We start from the raw sequence: 19543 nt of genomic DNA, 5'->3' as shown, positions 1-19543 counted from the left end.
TCCTGCCCCCGGGGTCCGCGCACGAAAAAGCCGGCCCGGAGGCCGGCTTTTCGATCCTCATGGTTATTCGGGCTACATGCCCGGCGTGACCGCGACCGTGTACTTGCGGCTCTCCGCCGGCTTGACGGTCACTGTAGTATCCCGGGCGCCCTCGCTGCGCAGCGTGAGAGTGTAATCAGCGATCCCCGCCGGGAAGGCACCCTCTTGGCAGACGCCGGAGGGAACTTCCCAGACCGCCTCGTTCCCCGGCCCCGCATTGAACAGGACCGAGAGAGGCTTACCCGAGTGATTGCAGACCACGAGTACCGGGTCTGTTCCGGGGATCTCCATCACCTGCAGGTCCGTCTTTAGCGCCGGACCCGCCGCCGCAGCGGCCTTCGCGGCGTCCTTCCCGTGGCGTGCCAGGTAGTCTGCCACCAGCGCTCTGCGCGCCGGGTCATAGCGGTCGGGCTGGGGCTTCTTGAAGGCTGCGGCGGCCTCGCCGGTCAGGCCAAGTGCAGCGTAAGCGCGGGCTGTGAAGTACCAGGCCCAGCGGTCCTTGCTCGTGCCGATCAGCGTGGCCACATCCTCCACGTTCTGCGCCGTCGCCTGCCCGGTCAGCGCGCGCGCGGCGACGTCCACCGCGCGGAACAGGAGGGCATCGCGACCGACTTCCGGGGCAGACTGCAGGGCCTTCATCGCGGCCTCGGGGTCGAGGCGCTCCACATGCACGGCGGCCAGGATGGCGGCTCCGGCAGCAGTGTCCTTGATAGCCTCCGACGCGGTCTTTGCCTCGGCCAGTGCCTCGCCCAGGCGCCCTTTCTCAAGAAGCGCCATGGCGATCACGCCCTGGGCATCCGCGACGGCGCGAGCAGTTTCGGGCTTGGCTCGGTCGCGCCGAGCCAAGGCTAGACGCGCCTCGGATAGCGCACCGTCCACATCGCCCGATTCGAACAGAGCGACCGCAAGCCCAGCGTGGTACTCGGCGCTCTCCGGGCTCAGCGCCACAGCATTCTTCCACGCGGCAACGGCATCGTCGGGCTTCTTCGCATCCTGCAGGGCGCGGGCATAGTTGGCTTGAAAGTCGGCGCGGGTACCGTCGAGCGACACCGCTTTGGCCAGCATCTTCAGCGCGTCTTCGGTCTTGCGTGCATCGCGGTAGGCGACGCCGAGGTTGTTGTAGGCCAGGGCGAACTTGGGATCGAGCTCGATGGCCTTCTGGTAGGCCGCGATTGCTTCCTTCTCCTGTCCTTCTTTCCGCAACGCGTAGCCCAGGAGGTTGTAGGCGGCGGCGCTGTTCTTGTCGAGCTCGATGGCCCGGCGCGCCTCCTCAATGGTCTCGGCGTACTTGCCCTGATCGGCCAGAGTGTATGCCAGTTCCAGACGAACCGCGGCATACTGCGGGTCGATCTGCAGCGCCTTGCGGAAAGCCTTCGCGGCCTCGGCCGGATCGTCGTTCATGCCGTTGGCCTTGGCGAGGCTGCGGAACTCGGTGACCGTCGCCGGGGCAAGCTCAGCGGCCGCGCGATACTGGGCCACCGCCGCGCGGTAGGCGTTGTTGGCACGGGTCTCACACTCGCGCTGGCTGGCTGCCGCCTGCTGGATGGCCTGTCCGAGGTCATCTGAAAGGATCAGCGTGGTGCTGGCGCTCTTCGGGGTCTTCGCAGACAGCGGGTCGGTCATGAGGACCCGCGAGTAGATGTCCAGGGCCTGGTCGGGCTGCCGGACGTCAGTCAGCGGGTAGTAGGTGGCCGCGATCTTCTCATACTGGGCAACGAGAGCCACCGCGCGCTGGACAGCTTCCTGGTATTGGGTCATGCCGGTGCGCGGGTGCATCTCCACGTACGACTTGTACTCCTTCACCCGCTCCAGCGCTTCCTTGATCGCGCCGTGACTGGCTGCGAGGGCATCATTGTACTGGGCCTTGGCGAGTTGGCAGTCGCCCATGCGCCCGAGGATGGTCCAGTCGCCGGGGTCCAGCGCCGCCGCCTTCTGGTATTCCGCGAGGGCCTCGTCATAAAGGTGCCGGGCCTGGGCCCAACTGCCGGCGTTGGCGAAAGACACCACATCCGGGCCGCGGGTATTGATGCTCAGCGTACCCTTCGCCTGGTTGAAGGAGGTCTCCCAGTCCAGGTACTTCCCGATGCTTTCCAGGGGCATGTAGACTTTGCCGTTGTACCACATCGGCGCCACCGGCAGGGCCCGCTTCGCGTATCCGATCTCCGCGCCCTTGGTGCCGATACGCAGGCGGACCAGGTATCGCCCGCCCGCAAGTGTGATCAGGCGGTGGTTCAAACCGCTGCGGGTCGCGGTGAGGCCGAACTCGGGGGCGCTGGTCACGGGAGCCATGAGCTCGCCCTTGACCAGGATCACCACCCGGCCCAGGTCGGTGGGCCGATCATTGACGCGGATCTTCAGCCATGAGCGATCGGGCTGGCGCTCCATCCAGGTTGCGCCGTCGATCCAGATGCTGCGGGACAACGCAGGCGTTACCCCGGGCACACACTTGTCGCACGGCCCGTAGGCGCCGTGGCCACCGTCCTTAGACAGGGACCAGGCGAAGGCGGCTGTCGCGGAGACGAGGATCGCGGCCAGCGTCATGGCCGCCGGCATCGCGCGCTTCATGACAGGTGTCCCTCCCGGCTCCCGGCGCTGTGCGGCTTGTGGCCGCCGGGGAACGAACGAATGCTTACGGGTACGCTCTTGCCAAAGCGGGCGGCGTGCTGCGTGGTCAGTCGCCCGTACTACGAGCAGGCCAAAAGCGAGCCGGAAGACAGGTTGGACCTCGCCTGACACCCGGACTCGCCGTCGTCACCGGTTCGCGGAGCGGGCTCAGAGCCGCACCGTGCAGCCCGTCTCCACGCTCTCATGCACTCCCGCAGCGATCTTCGTGGCCTCAAGGCCGTCCTCGCCGCCCGGGAAATCGCCCAGATCGCTGATCTTGCCGCCATCAAGCAGTACTGCCAGATTGTAGGCGAAATCCGCGATGGAGTCCATACCGTAGCCCTCGTAGATCTCCCGACCCTTCTTGTCGAACTTCAGGCGCAGGAAGCTCTTGTTGTGAGTCTCCATACCGACCCGCGTCGTCTTTCCACTCACCACGCCAGGGGCGTCGTCGGCGATGCAGGTGATGGTCCCGCGATCCTGGGAATCGCACTCCAGCAGGCCGTGGGTGCCAACGAGGCGGATGCCCTGGTTGACGACGGCTTCGAACTCATACGGCAGGATCCATGAGGTGTCGAAACTCACGGTGGCGCCGTTGTCAAACCGCACCATTGCGGAGATGCTGTCCCAGGTGTCTACGCCGAAGCTGGTGAGCCGGCCCTTGCGGCCGCTGGCCCAGACCTCGACCCCATCGGCGCCCATGAGGAACCGGGCGAGGTCGTAGAAGTGGATGCCCAGGAACCACGCGGGCGACGAGTTCTTCGCCCAGCCCGGGAACCAGTCTTTCGGCACTTCAATGCGATCTTCCATGTGGGCGTAGCCATACTGAATGTCGCCCAGATCGCCCGCATCGATCTTCTGCTTCATGGCGATGTGGTACTCGTCGTAACGCTTGTGGAAGTCCACCATCAGCAGGATTCCCGCCTTCTCGCAGGCGTCGATCATCTGCTGGCAGCCGTCCACGGTGACGTCCAGCGGCTTCTCGCAAAGAACATTGACCTTCGCCTCGGCAGCGGCGAGCACGATGTCCTTGTGGTACGGGTCGGGTGTGACCACGGTGATCCCGTCGAGCTGCTCCTTTTCGAGCATCTCCCGGTAGTCCTTGTAGGGGGCGAACTCGAACTCCTTGCGGCGCTCCTCCAGCAGGCTCTCATTGAGATCCGCCGCGGCAACAAGCTGCGCCGCGCCAATGTACTGCATCTGCCGGAAACACCGAAGGTGGTTGATTCCGAAGGTTCCGATCCCGACAACGCCGATACGCGGTATGGCCATCCGATTGTCCTCCTGTTTGCGCCGGAACACGCCCGTTGCGGGCGTGCGAGTTTCGCGGCTTGTGACCGTCCGGCGACTGTTTCCCTGCGGCTTGCGCATTGTCCTTCATTGATGAAACTTGCAGGCCGCCGGCCGCTGTCATCCTACCAGAACGCCCAGGCGCCGTTCACCAGTACCCAGACCGCCAGCGCGAGGTTCGCCGCCGCGTGAGCGACAACACAGACGAACAGGTCCTTGCGCCAGTACAAGAGCCCATTGAACGCCGCGCTGCAGATCACCGCCGCCAGCCACTCATGGTGCGTCAGGCCCATGAACGCCAGGGTGCCCGCGAAAGACAGCCACGTGAACGTCCCCATGGGCACTGCCAGGAACCGGTCGCGCACCAGGAACCGGATGAGCCACCCGCGGATGAGCAGCTCCTCGAAGATCGGCACCAGCAGCACCGCGCCGATGATGCGGAAGATGATGGCTACCAGCGGCGGGATCCTCTGCCCTGGCTCGTACGGGTCAAAAGCGCCCTCGGCCTTGTCCGCATGCTCGAAGATTCGCGTTCCCTGCCCGAACTGCTGCCACTCCTCGCCGCTCTGGGGGTAGTACGGGTCCAGTCCGACCCACACCACGATCACCAGCACGCCCACGATGACCGCGACGAGACTGTCCGCGCCGAATCTTGGCCGCAGTTCCGTGTATGCTTTGCGGTAGTGCCACAGCGTGGCCGCGAGTGCGAAAACTTTGACGATGTAAAGCACCGACTGCCAGTCGGGCAGGTAGTCAGCGGCCATGGTGAGCAGGCCGAAGACCGCATAGGGCACCACATACGGGAGCGCCTGGGTCAATGGGTCAGGCTCGCGCGGCGCAACGGTCTCGTTGTCAGCCATCCGGGCCTCCAGTGCTCAGGCTCAGATCCGCTCAGGCCGCCACAGCCCGGCAATGATCTGCGCGTGGTCTTTTTCGATCGCCTTGCGCTGGCAGTCCACCAGTTCCGCCTGCTCCTTATTGATATCGCCCCGTATTGCGGCCTGCAGAAGCTCGTCCTCATCCAGCACCGTGAGTTTGCCGTCCGGATCGAACCACAGGTCGAGGAGCAGGTCGAGGTACTCCACGTGGTCCTTGCCGATCTCCGGGGGCAGGCAGATATGGTAGCAGTAGCCCAGGAGCTCCCGCTCCGGCCCCCACATCTCCCAGAGGACATAGCTGGTGTTTTCGCGATAGTGGGCGATGGTGACCGAACCTGCGGGGATTTCGAAGGGCCCGATATGCCCGGCGCGGGTTACGTCATACCGCAGCACGAGATACCCCGGCTCGCGGTAAATCTCATCACAAAAGAAGTATTCATCGGGCTTGTTGATGTGGCGTTTCTGTTCCTGAATCTTCGGCATATTCCGCTCCTGGCCGATAGAATACGCCATATCCGCAGACTCGGTCAAAGGGCGTCGGGCGGGGTCACATACTGCCTGCCAATGCATAGGCCGCGAGGCAGGCCGAGGCTGTCAACACCAGAAAGCCCCCGTGCACCGGCCAGGCAGCACCGAGGGAACCCAGCCGCCGGCGCAAACTCCCTGTCTCAGGCTCTCCGAGGGCTTTCACGAAGCTGATGACCGTCTGGGACAGGCCCACCCAGAGCAGCAGGTTCCAGGGCTCCGAGATCAGCCCCACGAACGCCAGCGAGACCCCCGTCATGGCCACCAGCACCAGATGCCACAGGAGCGTCGCCCCGCGGTTCAGCGACTTCCGCCACCGGTGCAGGCAGCTCAGGCCGGACACGTAGAAGACGAAGCCACCCGTCAATAGCCACGCGCTGGGTCCCGGCAGGGCACAGGCGGCGAAGATCACCATTCCGCTCAGCATTGGCAGGTCATACAGCTTCCCGGCAGCCCGGTTTCCGTTCACCGCGGCCAGCAGTGGCACGAGCCACAGCGCGGCAATTGCCCACTGGACGGCGTCAGGCACCGGCGACGCAGGCCGGACAAGGACATGCCACCAGGTGGAATGCGCCATCAGCGCCGCCGCACCAACTGACGCCCCGCCGATGAGGCCGAAGGTCATCTCCATGACCTTCCACCAGTCCATCCACGGGCACTTGCGCCGCTGTTCCCCGGGCCCCCACATGCCTTTGGCCTGGATCATCTCCCCCACCGAGAAACCCACCGCACCGCCGCAGAAGCCCACCAGCCCCATGAGCGCCACCGAGCCGTCGCCCAGGCCGACCCACGCGCCTGCGCAAAGCGTCAGCAGCCCGAAGAGCAGGCCGCCCCAGGACTCCCGGCGCGGCGGGTCCTTCCCCAGGTCCTCGCCTTCCAGCGCCCGGCGGGAGAAGTAGATGCGCGGGTAGCGGTGGGGAGGGTCCAGCGGCTCGTTGATCAGGCGCCTGCCGAGAATGCCCGCGATGCCCGCGGCGAGAGCCAATGCACTGACGCCCACCGGCCGCGCGAAATGACCGTTGAGGTAAAGCCCGAAGCAGACCGTACCGATACCGAACCACAGGCCGCCTTTGATGAAGCAGCCCAGCACGCCCCACCAGTATGTGGCCGGGCGCGGGGAGTTGTGGACCAGCCCCAGGGTCTGCCCGTAAGTGGTCACGCCGCCGATGCTGAAGGCCGCTGCTCCCACCGCCGCAAGGCGCAGGGCATCCACGCTTAGCCCGAGCCGGGCCACCGCCGCCGCGATGCCCAGGCCCATGAGCGCGCCGGGAACCATGGCCCCGGACTGCCCGCCGAACACCCCGCGCAGGCCCCAGCCCAGCGATCCGCACAGGGCGCATACCAGGATAGCCAGCCCGGGGTTGCTCTCGTTCATCCGGCAAGACCCAGTTCGCCCGCGATGGGCTTCAGGGAATCGATCACATTCTGGATGTGCTCGTTCAGTTCGATGCCCAGCAGTTCGGCGCCCTCCACGAGGTCATCCCGGCTCACCGCCGCCGCGAAAGACTTCTCCTTCATCTTCTTGCGCACCGACCGGGCTTCCAGGTCGGACAGGCTTCGCGAGGGCCGCACCAGCGCCGTGGCGATGATGAACCCGGTCAGCTCATCCACCGCGAAGAGAGCCTTGCGCAGCGGGGTGTCCCGGGGCGCATCCGGGTTCGGCGCGTGGGACAGGATGTCCAGCACCAGCGTCTCGTCCACACCCTTGCCGCGCAGGATCTCCGCGCCTTTGAGGGGGTGGTCGGGCAGCGTCGGGTGCGCTTCCCAGTCGAAATCATGCAGGAGCCCGACCACGCCCCAGTATTCGGGGTCTTCGCCGAACTGCAGTGCATAGCCGCGCATCGCGGCCTCGACCGCATAGGCGTGCTTGCGCAGGTGCTCGGCCTGGGTGAACTCATGCAGGATTTCCAGCGCTTGCGCGCGGTCCGGGATCATTCGCCATCACCTTGCTTTGCGGGAGATGGGGGCGCCCGCGGGTGCCACTGCTTCCCCCGGAAGCAGTGCTCGGTGCAGGGAGCACACCACGAACTGCCCTGGCGTGGCACCCATGCCGATTGCCCGTCACTGTCCTGAACCGGGTACAGGCACGCCTTTCGCAGACGGCAGCGAAAAGCGATGCCAGTCCCCCGGTTGTCACTGTTGTCAGCCGATCTTCACCGTCGCGATGCCGAATGCGGGCACCTTGACCGACAGTGTGTCCCCGCTCATGCTCGCGGTGGAGTTGGCCAGCGGCTGCTCCATCATATCCGTCTCCACCGCAGCCGAATCCGGAGCGGCAATGCGCGAATGGAGCCTCACGCGGGCCTCAGTCTCAATGCCGCCGAACTCGTACAGGCGGATGACGAGCCCGTCGCCGTCCTCTGCCTGCTTGATGCCGGAGATCATCACGTTATCGGTGAGCACTTCCAGGGCTGAACCTTCCGCCGGCAGGTCGCCTGTGTGGGCCGTGGTCGCCACCGGGATGATCCTGTGGTTGAAGGCATACCCGGCCTTTATTGCTGCCGCCGGATCGAAGGCACCCACGTGCGGAACCAGGGCGAAGCGGATCTCGTGCCGGCCAATCTCGGGCAGCGGGTCCGGGTCGTAGCTGGAGCGCAGGAGCGTGAGCCGCAGGCCGTTCTCGAAGGCCTGGTGGCCGTACTTGCAGTCATTGACCAGCGTGGCGCCGGCCACTGTGCCGTCTTCCATCTTCCCGGTGAGATCCGCCCAGTTCAGCGCCGGGACTTCCTCGCCGTCGGCCTCGCGCTCGATATGCCCGGAGGCAATTTCGAAATTCGCTGCACCGTCGGATACGTTCAGTGGGAAGGACACGCGCAGGGCAGGCACGCCGGTGCGCGGGTCGCCACGCTCCAGCCAGTTGACGTTCAGCTCGAAATCGATGCGCGGCACTCCGGCAAGCACGCGGATATTCAATGCATACTCGGATTCATTGTGCTTGCCGCTCAGACGCACCGCGGCCACGTTCGGGCCCTCGGAGACCATGTCCAAGGTGGCTCCGGCCAGTGGCTCGACCCGATCGGAGATAGGCGCAAGCTGCCAGGCGGTCATCCCGTGGGGAACTTCCTGCTCCCGCTGGATGACGCCCAGGACCTCACCCTCGGGCACCAGGTCCTTCCCGGTTGCTTTGTCGATCAGGCTCGTGATCCCGCCGCTCTCGGGGCAGATGGTGATCTCCAGCAAGTCGTTGCCGATGGCCACCGGGCTGGAGGTCTGTGCGCACACATAACCCAGCCGGTAGATGGGCCGGCCAAGCTCCTTCAGGTACGCGCGGGGGCCATCTTCGGGCTGCGCCGCGACCGGCTCCACCACGTAGCTGCGGTACCCCACAGGCGGCAGGGCTGCAGCCGGGAAGGCCACATCCACGAACTGGTGGCCCCAGTAATGTCCGGAGCCCATGATCTGCGCGGGGAGCACCTTGCCCTGACTGTCGCGTACCGAAATGCGGCCGCCTTCGAAGGGCCGGTTCCAGATCTTCACCCACACCATCTCGTCGCGCTGGAACGGGGCGGGGTTGAATATCACGAAAACTTCACCGCCCGGTTCCGCCTCGCCAAGGCTGGAGACGCCGCCCCACCATGCCCCGTTGCCCACGCCGGCGCCGAGGCCCATGTCGGATGCGGTCGGCAGTGCCGCAGGCTCCAGCGCCGAAGTGTCCACCATCCCCGCGAGCGCGCGCAGGCTGCGGGTGCGGATCATGCCGGTGTTCGCGAGATTCTCCTGGAACAGCGCGAGGGCGTATTCCACGGTTTCTTTCACACCGGAGCCCGGCAGGATGTCGTGGAACTGGTTGAACATGGCGCGCTGCCAGCATTCCTCGAGCACCGTCGAGGGGTACTCCATACCGCAGAGCCGGTTGGCGCACAAGGCGATGATTTCGGTGTCTACAAGGTCGTTCTCCGCCGAACGGTTGGCGAACTTGATGCGGCTCTCGGACGTATAGCAGCCTTCGAAGACGAAGTTCAGCTCGCCCTTGTGTACCGGAAGCTCCAGGCCCCTTTCGGCGATTTCCCGCTCAACGTCGCTGAAAAACGCGTCGGTAGTGGTGAGAAGCACCCGCGGCCAGACCGGCCAGCTCTCCATGTCCTGCGCGGCCCGAAGGTGTCTGCGGGTAGGTCCGCCGCCGTGGTCGCCGACCCCGTACACCCACAGTATCTTCTTCAGACCGGTGTGCTTTTGGATCGCGAACAGCAGGTGGGTCATGTGCGGATTGATCTCGCAGTTGTAGCCATTGGGTGAGTCGTCGTACGCCAGCACGCGGCTGCCGTCCTTGCCCTCCCACCAGTACAACTGGGAGGCGCTGCCCGAGGACATGGCCTGTAGCTGGGGCCCCGAACTGCGGTGATGGTAGTAGCGGCTGATACCGCCTCTTGCGAGAATGCCCGGAAGCGTCCAGCAGTGGCCGAAAGTGTCGGGCTCCCAGTCGATTTTCACCGCGTCGAAGGGCAGACCCAGGTGATCCCGGAACCAGCGGCGGGTATAGAGAAGGTGGCGGCAGAGGATCTCGCCCGACGCCAGATTCTTGCTTCCCTCGACCCATTGGCAGGCCGTGCACTCCCAGCGGCCCTCCTGGATGCGCCGGCGGATCCGCTCGAACATCTCCGGGGCGTATTTCTCCATGGCGTGGTAGACGGAAGCCTGGCTTTGGGAGAAGTGGAAGCTCGGGAACTCGTCCATCAGGCGGTCCATGGTACTGAAGGTATCGTGGGTGACCGCAACGGTTTCGGGCCAACTCCACATCCAGTTCATGTCAATGTGCGCATGGCCGGCGCAGTAGATCGCGTACTCCTTCGCAGCAGGCGACAGCGGCGCCAGTATCTTTTCCGCCTCCGCAACCAGCGCCGGCAAGTCTCCGCCGCCACCCTTCAGACCATCGGCCACCAGCGCGGCCGCCTGCTCGATGATCGGGCGCCATTCCGCAGCCCGATCCGGGTTCGCGTCCGCCATCCTCGCGGCGAAGTCCAGTTCGGCCCGGATGCGCTCGTACCACTTACCGTGTGCGCCCTCGGCAACGGCCATCTGCGACATGATCTTTTCAAAGCTGTTCGTGGGATTCAAGGCGGGTTCGCTCCTTGGCTCGCGCCGGTGATTGGTTGGCGACGGTCACGGGTTGATGCCCGGGCGACCGTCACTCGAACTTGATCTTCCGAATCTGCAGGGCGTGATTGCCGTCCCGCACGTGCACCAGGACCCAGTGGTGGAAGCCTCCCCGGTCCGGCCGCGCATACAAAGACCCGCCCGCACCACCGTTGATGATGTACTCCACACCATCCCTGAACTGGCGGTTGAACAGGTGCTCGTGGCCCTGGAAAACGCAGCGGACGCCTTCGGACACGAACAGCTGGTGGAGGGCGTCGCGGGCCTCCGGGTACTGATCCAGACTCTCGCCGACGTGGATACTCACGGGCCACAGCGGGCGGTGCATGGCGATGAAAGTCGGGGTGATGTTGGGGGTGACCGCGAGATCGCGCTTCAGCCAGGCCAGTTGCTCGCCGGCAATCATCCCGGCCCGGCCCGGCTCCTCGGTGTTCAGGGTGATAAAATGGCAGCCGCCCATGTCGAAGCTTCTGTAGGCCGGACCGAAGTGCTGCTCGAAAATCTCCAGGTAGGCGCGGCTTCCCCGGATGTCGTGATTCCCCGGGGCCAGCACCACGGGCACCTTCCCCAATTGCTGGAGCGGTGCGATACCCCTGAAGAAATGGAGCCACTGCCCTTTGTGGCTGCCCAGACTGCGCGCTCCGTCAATGTAGTCCCCAGTGCCGAGCACGAGGCTCAGTCGCCTTCCGGCCATGTCCGCCGCGATGGCCGACAGCACCGGATAGTTCCAGTCGCCTCCGGGCTGGCTGTCGCCGAAGACGCCGAAATAGATGTCGGCGTGCGCGGTAAGTGTGCCGACGAAGAGCACTCCACTCAATAGCAGCGCGCGGCAGCGTCTCACGGCCGGAAACCCTCCTCGGCGCCGTATGCGGCAGTTTCGGCGATCACCGTCAGGTAATCGTCGACGATTCGGTCATACCCGAAAAGTGGTGGGAAGTTGAGATACCCCTGGCGGCCTTCGAAGACGAAAGCCAGGGACCCGAAGCGATGATAAACCATCCGCACGTTGCTGACAAACCCGGACTCCGCAGGGGCCTGGTCTCCGTCGATGGGCCCGATCCGGCTTCCGCGTGCCAGGAGGATGTCGCTCACACGCCGGTTGATCGCCCGTAACTTCTCCCGGTAAGGCTCGGGCAGCATGCGGTTCATGATGAAGAAGTTGCTGCCGCAGGCATGCAGGTCCACCAGACAGTCGGGTGGGTACCTGTCCAGCCACTGGAGCATCTGGCGCACCTCAATGCTGCGCGTCTGGGTGAGCGACACGGGGCGATTCATCAGGAACCCGGCATCATTATAGCGCCCCCCGAGCAGTACCATGCCCGAGGGGTCGATCCCGTCCAGAAGCTCGCCGTTTTCGCCCTGGTTCAGCTTGTGGCCTGAGTTGACGCCGCGCTCGTAGGGGATCGTGTTGTCCGACCATGTGGCGTGGAAACCGGCGGGCAGTCGCGCCCGGCCGTCGACGTTCAACACGGGGATAAAGAGGATGTTGATGCGCTCTGCTGCCTCGGATAGTGCGGGAAGACGGTCGCCTTTGAGATCCCGCTCGTGCTCCAGCACGTGCATGGCATTGACGCACGAGACGCATGTTCCCGGCTCATGACCGTGGGTGCCGCCGACAATGCACAGCGTCTGCGTTGCGCCGGACGCCTCGTAGACGACGCCCCACAAAGGTCGGTTGCCGGCGCTGAGGCCGAAGGTCTCCACTCGCCCGCGCTTCAGGCGGCGCAGGGCGTCTTCAATCTGCCCCAGTCGGGCAGGCCAATAGTCGGGTGTAAGCATCTGCATGCAGGCATTGGGGTTCATGGATCACCTCGCCGGGCGGGTGTAGAATCCGCCGCGGTCGGTGATTTCGACGGAGCCTGGCCCGCGCCCTTTGTGCCCGAACTCAAAGGCTCTCCGGTGAGAGTGAGCCGCGATCGACCCTGCTTCCGGCCTGGCCACAGCCCCGGTGTTGCCAAGGGGCACAGCCCTCCCTCCCGGTACGGTACCCACCATTGCATTTGGCTCCGCCCGGTCGCGGAGATCATCCCCATGCATGAAAAGCGGCCACCCCGTCCTCCGGGGTGGCCGCTTGTGTTGGCATGACTAGACGAAGCTGCTACGGACCCGCCTGGATCTCGATCCGCTTCGGCTTGGCTTCCTCGCGCTTGCCTACCGTGATGGTGAGCACTCCCGTTTCGTACTTCGCGGACACCTGATCCGGATCCACGTTCCGCGGCAGAGCCAAGGAGCGCTGGAAGTTCCCGTACGGCCGCTCGATGCGGTGGTACTTCACAGTCTCCGTGTCCTCAGGCGCCGGTTTGGTGCCGGTGATCGTGATCACGTTATCCTCGACGTTCACCGAGACAGCATCCATCGTGACGCCAGGAAGCTCAGCGCTGAGAATATACGCGTCAGCGGTCTCGGCCACGTCCAGCGGCAGATAGCCCAGGGCGTCGGCAAGTTCCTGGCCCCTGCGGCCCAGGCCCGTTCTTGCCCAACGGTCCATCTCGTCCATCATAGCACGCATGGTGCTCCACGGGTCGTTGCGCATGCTAATCCCTCCGCTTGATAGTATTCATGGGCAGCGCCCTGTTTGTGCCGTTATTATAATGATTGAGCGTAGTACTGTCAAGTCATTTCAGCGAGTTTTTTGAAACTTCCCGCGCGAGCCGCGTGCACTCCAACCTTCCGGCTACCAACCCACCCTACCATCGCCGGCGGAGCGGACCCGGACCAGCCGAAAGTGCGCGTTCTCTCTGCCTCCTATGGGCGTAGCTTCCCGAGCGTGTCTCGACCTACCGACGCCACCGGCTCTACCTGCTTGGAGTGAGTTCCGCTGTCCGAGAGCGTTGGCATCTCGCTGGTGGGCCCTTTGCCTCACTGCCCGCGAACTGGGCGCCAGCTTACAGCCAAGGGTGGAGTGGAGCGAAGCCGAACGGAACCCGTGGAATCGGCCCATCCCTGGGTCACTGGAGCCTCCAACAGGGGCGACAGAAGTGAACAATGAGAACCCTGGGCGGTTGTGTCACCCGCTTCTCGGTCTGCGGGGCAAAGGCTCAGGGCAAAGGGCCGGCTGAGGGCGAATTCGGCCTCGGCCGACACGCATCCCCGAATACCAACGCGCCTGCCGGCGCATTGCGAGGCGTTTGACGTGCTCTCACAAGTCGCGTATCATTGCCACGTCTCTTGCTCTCCATGGAGGTGGCGGATGGGTACGTGGCCCTCACTGTGCCGGACCTTCCCGCTCTGCACGGCCGCCCTGAGCCTGCTCCTGTGCTGCTGCCTTAGCGGGTGCGGGGAGAGACCCCAGGCCCAGGCCGGCGCATTGCCCGGGCCCGCCGCAGTTGATCTCACCCCTGCGGCTGCTCTCAGCGTCGAACCGGCGCCCGAGGCCCGCAGGATGCTTTGGATGGCGGCTGTCGGCGATATCATGCTGGACCGCAGCGTGGGCAAACGCATCCGCGCCAATGGCCCCGAGTCTATTCTCGCGAAGGTCCGCGACCAGTTGCGTGCACCGGACCTCACCTTCGCAAACCTGGAATGCCCGCTATCGAAAACCGGGCCACACGACCCAGTGAACTGTTCCTTCCGGGCCGATCCGGCCACGGTCAAAGTCCTCGTAGACGGCGGCATCGATGTGGTCTCACTCGCGAACAATCACACCCTCAACGCAGGGCGTGAGGGCGTGCTCAACACTCTCGACTGTCTGGATGAGAGCAATATCGCGTATGTAGGTGCAAACCGCGAGCGCGAGCGAAGCTGGGAGCCCGTGATATTTCGTGTGGGCGGCCTGAAGGTGGCCTTCCTGGCATACACTGATTTGAGTTTCGAGCATGGGTCCTACTGCAAGATTGACGAAAACCCGGAAGCAGTCATGGAGCAGGTGCGGCGCACCGACAAGCGCTGTGATGTTCTCTTCGTCTCCGTGCACTGGGGTGAGGAGTACCAGAGCAAGCGCAGTGATCGGCAGCGCAAGACCGCGCTGGCGCTCATCGATGCCGGGGCTGATTGCATCCTGGGGCACCACCCGCACACGCTTCAGGGCATCGGCATCTACAAGAATCGCCCGATACTGTACAGCATGGGCAATTTCGTGTTCGACCAGCGCGAGGGTGAGCGCATGGAAAGCGCGCTGTTCGAACTGTGGTGGAAAGAGGGTGGGCAGTGGCAGGTCAAGGCCACACCCATCTGGATTGAACGCTCCCGCCTGGGGCCGATTTACCCGGAGAAGGAGCGGGCGCTGAAGATCGCGCGTCGCCTGCGGGACCTCAGCAGGGATCTGGGCACCCCAGCTGAGATCGCCGGTTCCCGCGTGGTGGTGCGCATAGACCCAGCTATCAAGGCCCGGGCTTCCGGCACCCAGACGGTCGCTGCGAACCCTGACGCCTGAAAGGCCGTCTGATAACCGTGGGCCCGGATTAGCCCGCACAGCTATCATCTAACTGTAGGAGAAGCCGATGATTCGCACGCTAACGATGCTCGCTCTCGCACTGACCCTCCTGGTTCCGGCCTTTGCGGTGGACCCGGTTGCCCAGGTGAACACGGAACCGATTACCGAAAAGCAGTTCCAGGACACGCTCGTGGAGTGGTACGGCAAGCAGGTGCTGGATGAGATGATCCAAGCGCTTGTTATCGAGCAGGCGGCAAGGAACGCAAAAGTCACTGCGACGGACGAGGAAATCGACAAAGAATTGCTGGCCATGCAGACGAGTATGGACACGGGCGCGCAGGCCGGCCAGTGCGAGCCGTTTCAGGTCTGGCTGGCCACGCGTCGCATGACCATCCCCAACCTCCGGGCCCGAATGCGCACCCAGGTTCTCCTGCGCAAGATGGTGGAGGGGCAGGCCACGGTCTCCGCAGCTGACGTCAGCGCGTTCTACGAGAAGAACCGGGACCAGTTTCGGGAGCCGACCCGGGTGAAGATCAGCGTCATTTCCCTGAAGACCAAAGAGCAGGCCGAGAAGGTCCGGCAGATGATCGCTTCCGGCGAGAAGACCTGGGGTGACGCGGCGCGGGAGTTCAACATCAACCCGTATACCATGAAAACTGGCGGAGAAATCGGCTACCGTACCGACGATGGCAGCCCCCTCATGCAGGCAGCCATGGCGCTCGAGCAGGATGGCGACATCAGCCCGGTTGTGCTGTTCCAGGGCCTGTACAATATCGTCAAGCGCGAAGATCGCCAGAACGAACGCACCGCGCCCTTCGAGGAAGTGAAGGACGGCATCGCACAGATGATGAAGGAACAGAAAACCCTCGCCCTCATGCGTGAGATGCGCGCAGGCCTGATGAAGAACGCCCATGTCCAGCGTTTCCTGCAGTTGTCCGGGCCGGCAGTTGAGGAACCGGCCGGATAGCGCAAGAGCTTTGAGCGCCGCACTCGGTTTCGCTCACACCCGGCCCTAGAAAGCGGTTGACTCCGGGGCGCAAGATCGCTATTCTATCCGTCCTGGAGGCTGGTTATGAGCAAGTACAACGTTGACTACAAGGCATTGGCTGCATTCGATCGAGCCCCTCTTCGCGAGTTCGATGAGCAGGTCTCGCGCAATATTCAGCGGGAGATCGAAGCGAAGCGGCTGGAAGAGGAAGAGGCTCGTCGTAAGAAGGCGAAGAAGAAGAAGCGAAAGCGCAAGTAGCGATTGAGTGGCGGGGTAGCTCAGTGGTTAGAGCACGCGGTTCATACCCGCGTTGTCGGGGGTTCAAATCCCTCCCCCGCTACCAGATATCCTCTTACTTCCTTCCTGACTGATAGCGGCGGGCATCCCCGTCGCTAAGGTTTTATGGGCATCAGATCAGGCCTGCGCACCCACGCCGGCCGTGCCCGCGGGAGACACCCATGGCTATCGACGATTCCGACATCCAATGGCTGCTGTCCCTCGCCGAGAACGAGAACCTCGCCGAAATCGAGGTCCAGATGGGCGAGCAACAGGCGGTCATCAAGCGTCTCGACGCTCCCGCGGTTGTAGTTGCAGGGGGCGTCGCCGGTCCGGTAGACATCGGCGCACATGCGCCCATTGAGCCGGCGATCCCGGAGAACCTCACCCCGATCCTCGCGCCCATGTCCGGCATCTTTTATCGTGCACCTTCGCCCGAGTCTCCCGTGTACGTTGAGCCGGATCAGGAAGTTCACGAAAACGATACTGTCGGCTTGATCGAGGCCATGAAGCTCTTCAACGACGTGCACAGCCCCGTCTCGGGCATCGTCAGGCGTATCCTGGTCGCCAATGAGGACCACGTAGAGGCCGGGCAGGTCCTGATGTACGTCGAGACTACTTAGCCGCGGGGTCGCGCCCTGTGTCTGTTCATGCGCGCAGGCGTCGCGACCCCACCTCCCCCCCACGCTATCATGCAAGCTCTCGCCCGGCCCAGGTCGCATTCTCGAACCGGCTACATCGGTTCAGGAGGTTCGTGTTATGGAACAACGCACGGTTCGTGTCGGCATTCTTGGTTGCGGCGTCGTGGGTGGCGGGCTTTACCAGTTGCTGACCCGCAACGCCGATGAGATCGCGCGTCGCACCCAGGCCCCCGTGGAACTTGCCGCCGTGGCGGACATCGACTGGGACCGTCCTCGTGAGTTCGAGGTGCCCGCGGAACTGCGCTCCACCGACGGCATGGCCCTGTGCACGGACCCGTCCATCGACATCATCGTCGAGACCATAGGCGGGATTGGCATCGCACGCAAGCTGGTGATGACGGCTATCGAGAACGGCAAGGCCGTGGTCACCTCCAATAAGGAGCTCATGGCAAAGTTCGGCAGCGAGATCCTCGACGCCGCCCGCGATAAAGGCGTCGATGTTCAATTCGAGGGCGCTGTGGGCGGCACCATCCCGATTATCCGTGCACTGCACCAGAGCCTTGAAGCCAACCGCATCCAGCGCATTCTCGGCATTGTGAACGGCACCACAAACTACATCCTCACAAAGATGAGCCAGGAGGGCCGGGAGTTCGCCGAGGTTCTCGCAGAAGCCCAGGCCCTTGGTTACGCCGAGCAGGACCCCACCGCGGATGTCGAGGGCATTGATTCGCAGAACAAGATCGCGATCCTCGCTGCGATTGCCTTCGCGCGCCGGGTCAATGTGGAGGACGTGTACCGCGAGGGCATCTCAAAGATCACACCGACCGACATCGAGTACGCGCGACGCATGGGGTACGTGATCAAGCTCCTGGCCATCGCCAGCCGGCACAATGACCAGATCGAGGTGCGTGTCCACCCGGCGCTCGTGCCCCGGTCCCATCCTCTGGCCTCGGTGGACGGGGTCTTCAACGCCATTTTCGTCCAGGGCGATGCCTGCGATGACGTCATGCTCTATGGTCGCGGTGCGGGGGCGCTTCCCACAGCCAGCGCCGTCGCAGGGGATGTGATCGACTGTGCCCGTAATATCCTGCGCAATGCCAGAGGCCGCGTTCCCTGCACTTGCGAGAGCCAGGCGAACATCCTGCCCATGGACGACGTGGTAGCCAAGGCTTACGTGCGTATGAGAGTGAAGGACCGGCCGGGTGTCCTCGGCAGCATCGCCACGATCCTCGGCCAGGAGGGCGTCAGCATCGCATCGGTGATCCAGGAGGCCAACGTTGGCGATGATCTTGCGGAGATCGTCTGGGTAATGCACCCCGGTCCGCAACGAAACCTGCGCACCGCGCTCGCGGCGATTTCCAACCTGGGCATCGTCGATTCCATCCCCAACGTGATCCGAGTGGTGGAATAGCCCCTCCTTTCTTTAGATCGCCCGCAGGGCCGTCACCCAACCGGGTGGCGGCTCTTTCGCTGAAGGAGACCCACCACGCGCCGACGAAATGCCCTGCACACATCACATTGACCCCGGGGGTCCGCACCATGCCAACCTGCCAGAACTGCGACGCGCTTTCGGGGCGGGAGCAGATCGCTGCCGCTGTCTCGACCGCCCTCGAGACTGCGCCTGTCATCGACCTGCACACCCACATCTACAGCGCCGATTTCGGCGAGCTTCTCCTGTGGGGCGTGGATGAGCTTGTCACCTACCACTACCTGATCGCCGAGGTCTGTCGCGCTCCCGGCGGGCCGTCTCCCGCCGAATTCTACGCGATGACAAAGACCGGGCAGGCCGACCGCATCTGGCAGCACCTGTTCGTGGAAAGCTCCCCGGTGAGTGAGGCGTGCCGCGGTGTGCTCACCACCCTCAATGCACTGGGGATCGACGTCAATCAGCCGGACCTCAAGGCCGCGCGGGAGTACTTCGCAAGCACCACTGTGACCGAGCACATCGACCGGGTGCTGAAACTGTCCAACGTGCGCGCGGCCGTGATGACAAATGACCCATTCGACCCCATTGAGCGCCCGGTCTGGCTCGGCGAGGGATGCACCGACCCGCGATTCCTGCCTGCCCTGCGCATCGACGGCGTGCTGATCGAGAGCATGTGGGCGCGAAATGTAGCGTCATTGCAGGAGTGGGGTTACCCGGTGACGCCCGGTCTCACCCAGCAGGCGTTCCGAAATGTCCGCAAGTTCCTGGCCGACGAAATCAAACGCATGAAGCCCATGTACATGGCGGTCTCGCTGCCTGACACCTTCCAGTTCCCGGGCGACGATTTCACCGCTCAGATGATCGCCAACTGCGTCCTGCCGGTTGCACGGGATACGGGCACCCCATTCGCCATGATGATCGGCGTCAAGCGACAGCTCAATCCGGCGTTGAAGCTGGCAGGAGACGGTGTGGGCAAGTGCGACATCCGAGCGGTGGAGCGGATGGCCGCCGACAATCCGGACATCCGCTTCCTTTGCACCCTCCTGTCCCGCGAGAATCAGCATGAACTGTGCGTGGCCGCCCGCAAACTGCCGAACCTCATGCCCTTCGGCTGCTGGTGGTTCCTGAACGACCCGCTAACCATCAACGAGATGACCCGCATGCGCCTGGAGCTGCTGGGACTGTCCATGATCCCTCAGCATTCCGACGCCCGCATTCTCGACCAGCTCATCTACAAGTGGAAGCATTCGCGGGAAATTATCGCGACTGTGCTGACCGACAAGTACGCGGATCTCGCGGCAACCGGCTGGCGGGTGACCGCGGCGGCTATCGCGGATGACGTGGAGCGGCTGGTATCTCGGAACTTCACGGAGTTCGTGGGGCGCAAGGTCTAGGGACGCGGGGAACAGG

Annotated in this window: 16 protein-coding genes and 1 tRNA gene; 7 read left to right on the top strand and 10 right to left on the bottom strand. The window is 64.1% G+C overall.

Annotated elements, in window-relative coordinates; genetic code table 11:
• Positions 1–72: 72 nt before the first annotated feature.
• From HPY44_03695 to HPY44_03650, 10 genes are all read right to left on the bottom strand, one after another.
• Positions 73–2604, bottom strand: coding sequence for a tetratricopeptide repeat protein (locus HPY44_03695; protein ID NSW55093.1), 2532 nt, complete (start codon positions 2602–2604; stop codon positions 73–75).
• Between the two features lie 207 nt (positions 2605–2811).
• Entirely contained in the window at positions 2812–3915 is a 1104-nt protein-coding gene (locus HPY44_03690; GenBank protein NSW55092.1) for a Gfo/Idh/MocA family oxidoreductase, read from the bottom strand.
• Between the two features lie 143 nt (positions 3916–4058).
• Positions 4059–4793 carry a CAAX prenyl protease-related protein gene (locus HPY44_03685; protein ID NSW55091.1) on the bottom strand — a complete coding sequence of 245 codons (735 nt, stop codon included), beginning with the start codon at positions 4791–4793 and terminating at the stop codon, positions 4059–4061.
• Between the two features lie 21 nt (positions 4794–4814).
• On the bottom strand, positions 4815–5294 hold the full coding sequence (locus tag HPY44_03680; protein ID NSW55090.1) for a DUF402 domain-containing protein: 480 nt from the start codon (positions 5292–5294) through the stop codon (positions 4815–4817).
• A gap of 64 nt (positions 5295–5358) precedes the next feature.
• Positions 5359–6711, bottom strand: coding sequence for a hypothetical protein (locus tag HPY44_03675; protein NSW55089.1), 1353 nt, complete (start codon positions 6709–6711; stop codon positions 5359–5361).
• Entirely contained in the window at positions 6708–7271 is a 564-nt protein-coding gene (locus HPY44_03670; protein ID NSW55088.1) for an HAD family hydrolase, read from the bottom strand. The genes HPY44_03675 and HPY44_03670 overlap by 4 nt, the downstream gene beginning before the upstream one ends.
• Positions 7272–7478: 207 nt before the next feature.
• On the bottom strand, positions 7479–10391 hold the full coding sequence (locus tag HPY44_03665) for an alpha-mannosidase (protein ID NSW55087.1): 2913 nt from the start codon (positions 10389–10391) through the stop codon (positions 7479–7481).
• A 70-nt stretch (positions 10392–10461) separates the two neighbouring features.
• A complete protein-coding gene (locus HPY44_03660; protein ID NSW55086.1) occupies positions 10462–11271 on the bottom strand; it encodes a metallophosphoesterase in 810 nt (269 codons plus the stop codon).
• Positions 11268–12233, bottom strand: coding sequence for a hypothetical protein (locus HPY44_03655; protein ID NSW55085.1), 966 nt, complete (start codon positions 12231–12233; stop codon positions 11268–11270). The genes HPY44_03660 and HPY44_03655 overlap by 4 nt, the downstream gene beginning before the upstream one ends.
• A gap of 295 nt (positions 12234–12528) precedes the next feature.
• On the bottom strand, positions 12529–12963 hold the full coding sequence (locus HPY44_03650) for an Hsp20/alpha crystallin family protein (GenBank protein NSW55084.1): 435 nt from the start codon (positions 12961–12963) through the stop codon (positions 12529–12531).
• 657 nt (positions 12964–13620) lie between these two features.
• Between HPY44_03650 and HPY44_03645 the strand changes: the two genes are divergently transcribed.
• The 7 genes from HPY44_03645 to HPY44_03615 all read left to right on the top strand — a co-directional run bounded on the left by HPY44_03645 (position 13621) and on the right by HPY44_03615 (position 19527).
• Complete coding sequence (locus HPY44_03645; protein NSW55083.1) at positions 13621–14802, top strand: CapA family protein; 1182 nt, start codon at positions 13621–13623, stop codon at positions 14800–14802.
• A gap of 67 nt (positions 14803–14869) precedes the next feature.
• Positions 14870–15769: a peptidyl-prolyl cis-trans isomerase gene (locus tag HPY44_03640; GenBank protein ID NSW55082.1), complete on the top strand. Its 900-nt coding sequence runs from the start codon at positions 14870–14872 to the stop codon at positions 15767–15769.
• A 105-nt stretch (positions 15770–15874) separates the two neighbouring features.
• Positions 15875–16048, top strand: coding sequence for a hypothetical protein (locus HPY44_03635; protein NSW55081.1), 174 nt, complete (start codon positions 15875–15877; stop codon positions 16046–16048).
• A gap of 9 nt (positions 16049–16057) precedes the next feature.
• Positions 16058–16133, top strand: a tRNA-Met gene (locus tag HPY44_03630).
• Between the two features lie 115 nt (positions 16134–16248).
• Positions 16249–16689, top strand: a complete 441-nt coding sequence (locus HPY44_03625) for a biotin carboxyl carrier domain-containing protein (GenBank protein ID NSW55080.1) — start codon at positions 16249–16251, stop codon at positions 16687–16689.
• A gap of 136 nt (positions 16690–16825) precedes the next feature.
• The gene (locus HPY44_03620; protein ID NSW55079.1) at positions 16826–18118 is read left to right on the top strand and encodes a homoserine dehydrogenase; all 1293 of its coding nucleotides are present in this window, start codon (positions 16826–16828) and stop codon (positions 18116–18118) included.
• 128 nt (positions 18119–18246) lie between these two features.
• Positions 18247–19527, top strand: a complete 1281-nt coding sequence (locus tag HPY44_03615) for a glucuronate isomerase (protein NSW55078.1) — start codon at positions 18247–18249, stop codon at positions 19525–19527.
• Positions 19528–19543: the final 16 nt, after the last annotated feature.

Source organism: Armatimonadota bacterium, from assembly GCA_013314775.1.
In the GTDB taxonomy this organism is placed as follows: Bacteria; Armatimonadota; Zipacnadia; order Zipacnadales; family JABUFB01; genus JABUFB01.
This window is presented reverse-complemented; position numbering and strand designations above follow the sequence as displayed.

Bases quoted from the DNA above. Each gene is read 5' to 3' on its own strand.
- HPY44_03695 (NSW55093.1), bottom strand. From the start codon at position 2,604: ATGAAGCGCGCGATGCCGGCGGCCATGACGCTGGCCGCGATCCTCGTC.
- HPY44_03645 (NSW55083.1), top strand. From the start codon at position 13,621: ATGGGTACGTGGCCCTCACTGTGCCGGACCTTCCCGCTCTGCACGGCC.
- HPY44_03625 (NSW55080.1), top strand. From the start codon at position 16,249: ATGGCTATCGACGATTCCGACATCCAATGGCTGCTGTCCCTCGCCGAG.
- HPY44_03620 (NSW55079.1), top strand. From the start codon at position 16,826: ATGGAACAACGCACGGTTCGTGTCGGCATTCTTGGTTGCGGCGTCGTG.
- HPY44_03670 (NSW55088.1), bottom strand. From the start codon at position 7,271: ATGATCCCGGACCGCGCGCAAGCGCTGGAAATCCTGCATGAGTTCACC.
- HPY44_03655 (NSW55085.1), bottom strand. From the start codon at position 12,233: ATGAACCCCAATGCCTGCATGCAGATGCTTACACCCGACTATTGGCCT.
- HPY44_03650 (NSW55084.1), bottom strand. From the start codon at position 12,963: ATGCGCAACGACCCGTGGAGCACCATGCGTGCTATGATGGACGAGATG.
- HPY44_03680 (NSW55090.1), bottom strand. From the start codon at position 5,294: ATGCCGAAGATTCAGGAACAGAAACGCCACATCAACAAGCCCGATGAA.
- HPY44_03690 (NSW55092.1), bottom strand. From the start codon at position 3,915: ATGGCCATACCGCGTATCGGCGTTGTCGGGATCGGAACCTTCGGAATC.
- HPY44_03640 (NSW55082.1), top strand. From the start codon at position 14,870: ATGATTCGCACGCTAACGATGCTCGCTCTCGCACTGACCCTCCTGGTT.
- HPY44_03685 (NSW55091.1), bottom strand. From the start codon at position 4,793: ATGGCTGACAACGAGACCGTTGCGCCGCGCGAGCCTGACCCATTGACC.
- HPY44_03615 (NSW55078.1), top strand. From the start codon at position 18,247: ATGCCAACCTGCCAGAACTGCGACGCGCTTTCGGGGCGGGAGCAGATC.
- HPY44_03635 (NSW55081.1), top strand. From the start codon at position 15,875: ATGAGCAAGTACAACGTTGACTACAAGGCATTGGCTGCATTCGATCGA.
- HPY44_03675 (NSW55089.1), bottom strand. From the start codon at position 6,711: ATGAACGAGAGCAACCCCGGGCTGGCTATCCTGGTATGCGCCCTGTGC.